Raw genomic sequence first — 5,842 nt, forward strand, 5'->3', positions numbered from 1 at the left:
AGTAGACATATGTGAATAAACCAGCACCTTTTTCTTGTATTATGCGAAACAAACAGCTATGCTAACTCTAGGGTTGATTATTCACATAATACATACATATGGATCACGATGGCTTGCTGAGTTCATTTAAAGAGATGCTTGAAAAACAGGACTTGTCTGAGTCCTCAATTACCAGCTATCTCCAAGGAATAAACGTATTTACTACTTGGGCGTTAGATTTTTACCAACAAGAGGTGAGTTTGTTAGAAATCACAGCAAACGATCTTCGTGCCTACCGGGAATATGTTTCCAAGATACTGAGACGCAAACCGGCAACGATTAATCACCATATCCAAGTCTTAAAGCGATTTTATGCGTGGGCTGCACAAATCAGACTCATGCCTGATAACCCCGCATCGGCACTCCACTTTGTAAAACGAACAACTACTACCAAACCAAACGCATTAAACAAAGATGAAATTCATGCGTTACTACGAGCCGCGGGTCTTTCTACACATGGTCTAGCAGTTAGAAACTATGCCATAGTGCAGCTGCTTTTACAATCAGGCTTAAGAGTTGGGGAATTAAATAATTTATTAGTGAAAGATGTGGTAATGAGAGAGCGCTCAGGGTGCGTCAACGTAGTGGATGGAAAAGGCAGGAAACACAGGGAGATCCCCTTGAACTCGATTGCAAGACGAGCCCTCACCAATTATTTGGAAATTCGTAATTCTTCTGAGCCAGATGACGTATTATTTACAACCAAGCGAGGCGAGCAAGGAACAATCAGGGCTTTGCAAGCATTGATTAGCGGCTTGGCAAAGCGTGCCAATATTACACGTATTAATGTTACAGCACATACATTGCGCCATACGTTTGCTACTCAGTTTTTTGCAAGCCAATCCGGGATGTCTTGTTGAATTAGCGATGCTCATGGGGCATGAATCCATTGATACCACCGCTATTTATACCAAGGCATCAAAAGAAAACTTGCAGAGCACATGGAGCGTTCGGGAGTGAGCAGTGATGCATACTGAAATTGAAATTACAGAAGACCAACTTGCAATTGATTGGACGCTCACAGACACCGATCTTCAGTTTATCAAAAACAACTCAAATCAGAATATAAAATTTGCTACACAAATGTGCTACTTAAGGGCGTATGGACGCTTTGTTAGCAAGGATGATTTGATTCCATATGCTGCATTGAGTTACCTTGCCAGGCAGCTTGGTCAGACCTTTTCATCGGCACCGGTGTTTTCTCAAGATCATCATAGCTATACCCAACGTGAAAAAATTCGTACCTATTTAGGCTACACTGCATTCAGCAGCAAGGAGGCTCTTCAGTTAGAGGAATGGCTAGTTTCCCAATTACGCAAAGAAATACTGGATAAAAAGCAGTTGATTGAAATGGCAATGACGTACTTAAAAAGTTGCCGTATTGTTTTACCCTCCCTTATTACCTTAGGTCGGGTAGTGAGTCAGAAAGTCAATCAGGCGATTGAAGGATTTCATTGCAGTATTGCAGAAACTTTGGCACCATCACTGCGCGCTAATCTTCATCATTTAATTACACCGGAGCATAAAGAGGCGTACGCACAATTAGCTGAGCTGAGAACATCACCACAAAACGCCAATAGCGAGGTGATGAATAAGTACCTGGATTATTTCGAAGAAATTGAACAGTTAGGTATTTTGGACTGTAACCTGTCAGCCATACATCCTGATGTGATTACGGAGCTTGCTCAAAAAGGTCGTTACTATGATGCGGTTCAGTTGCGTGATATGGCCTCTAAAGTAAAACAGGAGGCTATTATCATTTGCTTCTTGCATGAAACAGCCAAAACAATTCTTGATTATATTGTTTTTTTATTCAAGCGCATCTTACTGGATACCAATCGGCGCGCTAAAAATGAAATCTCTGCAGAACGTGAGAAAGTATCCAGAAAAAATAAAGGGAAATTTAAACCGGCTAGCGATTTTATCAAGTCAGCCTTTTCTCAGGCAGCGGTTAAAGAGCTCACCCTGGGGGAATTTGTGACTCAGTTTAATGAAGCGACACTGCTTGAAACAGCCAGTGCTTGTGAGGCCATCGACAAACTGGAGTCATCCGGTGTGACCGACCATATCGTGAATCGTTTTTCCTACATCAGGCAATTTTCCAAACGATTTCTAACGCTCAAACTGAGCGCCAGTACAGGGCTTGCCTCGTTATTGAAATCCATAGAGCTGCTTCGAAAGCTCCATGCCGGAGACATTAAAAACTCCCAGAAGATGTGCCAACAGACTTTTTTCCTAAAATGTGGAAGGACGTTATCACTGATGAGAATGGACAAGTCCGAGCGCATCATTGGGAAATGGGTTTATACTATGCGCTTAAGAAAGAAATCAGTGCAGGAGACCTCTATCTTTCCAAAAGCCGCAACAACCGCTATTTCTGGGATACCGTTTATGGTGAGCTACCTTGGGAACAAGAGCGGGAACAGCAATACTTAAAACTTAAGCTCCCTAATGAGTTTGACACCATGATGGAGGTGTTGGCTGGTGAATACCATCAAGTGGCGACCCACGCACGCAACACGCTACCCACTAATGATTTTGTTAGCATTAAGGACGGTAAGTTTCATTTTACCAAGGATGATTCGCTGGTTATCCCTCCTGATGTGGTTCAGTTACGTAAGCTAATCCAATCACGTATGCCTAAGGTTAGAATCGAAAAACTTCTTGCAGAAGCTTCTCGTTTATCGGGCTGCCTTGAGGGATTTACACCATTTTATGAACCAGAAAAACGGTTAAATTCCCCTTAAAGCCCTTGCTTGGCGCCATTCTTGCTCATGCAACCAACATTGGCTTATTTGGCATGGGCTCTAGTGCCGTTGGGATCAGTATTGATACATTAACTCATGCCTCTCATGTGTATCTACGTCCAGAAACCATTAAAGAAACCAATCGACGTTTGGTCAATCATTTTTTAACCTACCCAATTGCTGAGGAAATGACCGATGGCCTATATTCGACATCGGATGCACAGAGATACCCCATGGAGAGAAAATTTTATCTTTCCTCTTATTATCCTCGATATTATGGTTACTATGAGAAAGCCATTTCGATTTATACCCATGTGTCACGAGGCGGGGTTTTTGGTACGCAAGTGATTTCAACGGGTGAGCGAGAAGCCCCCTTTTGTCCTCACCGGTTTATTAGAAAATGATACTCTGTTAAATCCTGAGTTTCACAGTACCGATACGCATGGATTTACTGAGCATCTCTTTGCGATGCTTTATTTACTTGGTTTTCCATTCCATCCAAGGCTGAAAGATTTAGCCGAACAAAATATTTATAAAATCGATAAGATGATGAGTTATGGTGATTTGGATGAGGTATTCAGCGGCACAATAGACATTGAACTGATTCGTGCAAACTGGGATCAAATTGTTCGCATTGTCGCGTCATTAAAAAATGGGTTAGCCCCTGCGCATGTGATTATTCAAAAATTGGCGAATCGAACTGATAATGTATCCAAAGCGATAAGAGCCTTTGGCCGCATCATCAAAAGTATCTATATTCTGCGCTACATTGCGGATCAAGAGCTACGCCACACAGTTCATTTGCATCTTAATCATGGTGAATCACGGCATCAATTAGCGAAGAAATTATTTTTCCTCAACCGAGGTGCTTTTAAGACCAGTGATTATGAAGAAATTATGAATAAAGCCAGCTGCCTGAGTCTGGTATCTAATGCCGTATTAGTCTGGAATACTTACCACATACAGCAAATTGTGGATGACCTACGTGCCGAAGGATATGCCATTCCAAGTGAACATTTGCAGAAAATATCTCCATTAATGTTTAAGCACATCCAAATTTATGGCACCTACCATTTTGAGGATATTTAAATGAATAGAGACATGAGCGCTAATGGCAACATCATGAATCAAAAACAGGCTCTTATCTATCAAGCTGAAGACGGCAGCTTTCAAATAGAGGTGCGATTTGAATCTGAAACCATTTGGTTAACTCAAAGACAAATGGCTGAGTTATTTGGTACATCGACAGATAATATCGGACTACACCTAAAAAACATCTATGCTGAAGGGGAGCTATCGGAGGAGGCAACTGCCGAGGATTACTCGTTAGTTCGTCTTGAAGGAAAAAGGAAGGTTAATCGAACAGTCAGACATTATAATCTGGATGCTATTATTTCTGTCGGATACCGGGTGAATTCAAAGCAAGGAACGCAATTTAGAGTTTGGGCTAGTAAAGTACTCAAGGAGTATTTAGTACAAGGGTATGCTTTGAATGAATCCCAATTGCACCAACACAAAGAGCAAATCAATCGACTAAAAGAGACCGTAGTATTGTTTCAAAAAGTACCGCTTGAAGCGCTGGGATATTCTGAAGCAAGTGGCCTTTTATCGGTGTTAACACAGTACACTCATAGCTTTGTCTTATTAAACCAGTATGATACAGGTAATTTCCCAAAAGGCGGTTTGAATGAACGGATAATTGATGTGATTAAACCGCAGGAAGCCGTTGAGGCAATTGGCCGTTTGAGAGAAACTCTTATAGAGCAAAAAGAGGCCTCTGTTTTATTTGGTAGCTCTAAGGATGAGCGCTTTATTGGAATTTTAAGTTCTATTGCTCAAAGCTTTGGTGGCGAATATTTGTATCCGAGCATCGAAGAGCAAGCGGCTCATTTGCTCTATTTTATTGTAAAAAATCATCCGTTTATTGATGGAAACAAACGAATTGGGGCGTTCATGTTCATTTGGTTCTTACAACGGAATAAACATCATCTGAAAAGAAATGGAGAGCCCAAGATTAATGATAATTCATTAGTTGCTATCACATTGCTTGTGGCACAAAGCGCACCAGGTCAAAAAGAAATTATGGTTGATTTGATCATCAATTTAATCAAAGATGAATTGGACGCTTAGCGGGAATGTTTTGGGTAAATAACGCAGGGGTTGATTATACGCATAATATGCCACAGCATAAAATGGAAATTTACTTACCTAAACCCCAAAATGCTTCCATTTAAAAAAGAATTTTATGCTACAAAATCTTGTGTTTTGCATAAATTTTGAGATAATACGCCATTATTTTAACAACATACATTACAAGCATGAAATATTTTACATTTTTTCAAAATGATTATACTAAGAAAGTAAGTGACATGATTGGTTTGATAAAGCAGCATCCTATTATTGGTGTGTCAATAGCTATAAATCTATCACTGCTAGCAGTTCAGGCTGCAAGTTCTCCAAATTATTTTATTCTGTCTTTTTTGTCTGATCTCGCTTCTCGTAACGATTTTGAGGGTAAGTGTCAAGTAGTATTAGATGCTGTTAATGATCTTGAAAAAATAGGCCCTTTCTGTTGGGTTTCCGCTGGAGAGGATAGCTCTTATTGTTACAGTATACTTAATCAAAAAAATAATAATCTTGATACTGTATGCAATATAGGGGAGGCTTACAATTGCGATATGCCTTTTTCATGTAATAAAATTTGAGCAGTTATTCTCGGTAAGTTGTTTTTGAAAGCATGATGCTCTACACGGTTACTCGTCCAATGAAACCAGCCTGGATGAAGCGTAGTGTAATCAAGGTTTATTGATCTCGATGGCATCGTCAAGTTAACTTTTACTGACACAAGAAAGATGAAAGCCCGAATTTTAGGCGCAAAGGAGCTCTGTTGCAGCGGATTGCCAAATTTCTTTAGCATTCTGAAACAGGGCTCGTTGCTTTGCTGCCGAGTTCGTGTAACGACCAACCGCTATGGCGAAGAGATTTCTGGTTTTCCCCCATGAGCGCCAGGACGACTCCAACAGGCAGAGCAATGGCAGGTTTACTGGCTCCGTTGC

At 40.7% G+C, this 5,842-nt stretch carries 8 protein-coding genes; 7 read left to right on the forward strand and 1 reads right to left on the reverse strand.

The genetic code is table 11. From position 1 onward, the window contains the following. The first annotated feature begins 98 nt into the window (after nt 1–98). The 7 genes from BN58_RS08210 to BN58_RS08240 all read left to right on the forward strand — a co-directional run bounded on the left by BN58_RS08210 (nt 99) and on the right by BN58_RS08240 (nt 5,491). Entirely contained in the window at nt 99–899 is an 801-nt protein-coding gene (locus BN58_RS08210) for a tyrosine-type recombinase/integrase (RefSeq protein ID WP_019216416.1), read from the forward strand. A gap of 106 nt (nt 900–1,005) precedes the next feature. Beyond that, a complete protein-coding gene (locus BN58_RS08215; protein WP_020424301.1) occupies nt 1,006–2,475 on the forward strand; it encodes a DUF4158 domain-containing protein in 1,470 nt (489 codons plus the stop codon). A gap of 29 nt (nt 2,476–2,504) precedes the next feature. Further along, nucleotides 2,505–2,786, forward strand: coding sequence for a hypothetical protein (locus tag BN58_RS08220; RefSeq protein ID WP_019216417.1), 282 nt, complete (start codon nt 2,505–2,507; stop codon nt 2,784–2,786). Between the two features lie 5 nt (nt 2,787–2,791). Beyond that, nucleotides 2,792–3,190 (forward strand): Tn3 family transposase, encoded by a 399-nt coding sequence (locus tag BN58_RS08225; protein ID WP_019216418.1) that lies wholly within the window; start codon nt 2,792–2,794, stop codon nt 3,188–3,190. After that, nucleotides 3,144–3,875 carry a Tn3 family transposase gene (locus tag BN58_RS08230; protein WP_019216419.1) on the forward strand — a complete coding sequence of 244 codons (732 nt, stop codon included), beginning with the start codon at nt 3,144–3,146 and terminating at the stop codon, nt 3,873–3,875. Before BN58_RS08225 ends, BN58_RS08230 begins: the two co-directional genes overlap by 47 nt. Nucleotides 3,876–3,908: 33 nt before the next feature. Further along, a complete protein-coding gene (gene rhuM, locus BN58_RS08235; RefSeq protein WP_026069348.1) occupies nt 3,909–4,916 on the forward strand; it encodes a virulence protein RhuM/Fic/DOC family protein in 1,008 nt (335 codons plus the stop codon). Between the two features lie 188 nt (nt 4,917–5,104). Continuing rightward, complete coding sequence (locus BN58_RS08240; protein WP_019216421.1) at nt 5,105–5,491, forward strand: hypothetical protein; 387 nt, start codon at nt 5,105–5,107, stop codon at nt 5,489–5,491. Nucleotides 5,492–5,653: 162 nt separating this feature from the next. On the opposite strand, the gene BN58_RS33425 is transcribed toward BN58_RS08240, so the two are convergent. Then, nucleotides 5,654–5,842, reverse strand: a 189-nt coding sequence (locus BN58_RS33425; protein WP_232220449.1) for a hypothetical protein, incomplete at its 5' end; no start/stop codon positions are given.

Source organism: Legionella tunisiensis (assembly GCF_000308315.1).
Lineage (GTDB): Bacteria > Pseudomonadota > Gammaproteobacteria > Legionellales > Legionellaceae > Tatlockia > Tatlockia tunisiensis.

What these genes read in the sequence shown, in the direction of transcription:
- rhuM (WP_026069348.1), top strand. Translation starts at nt 3,909, where the DNA reads ATGAATCAAAAACAGGCTCTTATCTATCAAGCTGAAGACGGCAGCTTT.
- BN58_RS08240 (WP_019216421.1), top strand. Translation starts at nt 5,105, where the DNA reads ATGAAATATTTTACATTTTTTCAAAATGATTATACTAAGAAAGTAAGT.
- BN58_RS08220 (WP_019216417.1), top strand. Translation starts at nt 2,505, where the DNA reads ATGATGGAGGTGTTGGCTGGTGAATACCATCAAGTGGCGACCCACGCA.
- BN58_RS08215 (WP_020424301.1), top strand. Translation starts at nt 1,006, where the DNA reads ATGCATACTGAAATTGAAATTACAGAAGACCAACTTGCAATTGATTGG.
- BN58_RS08210 (WP_019216416.1), top strand. Translation starts at nt 99, where the DNA reads ATGGATCACGATGGCTTGCTGAGTTCATTTAAAGAGATGCTTGAAAAA.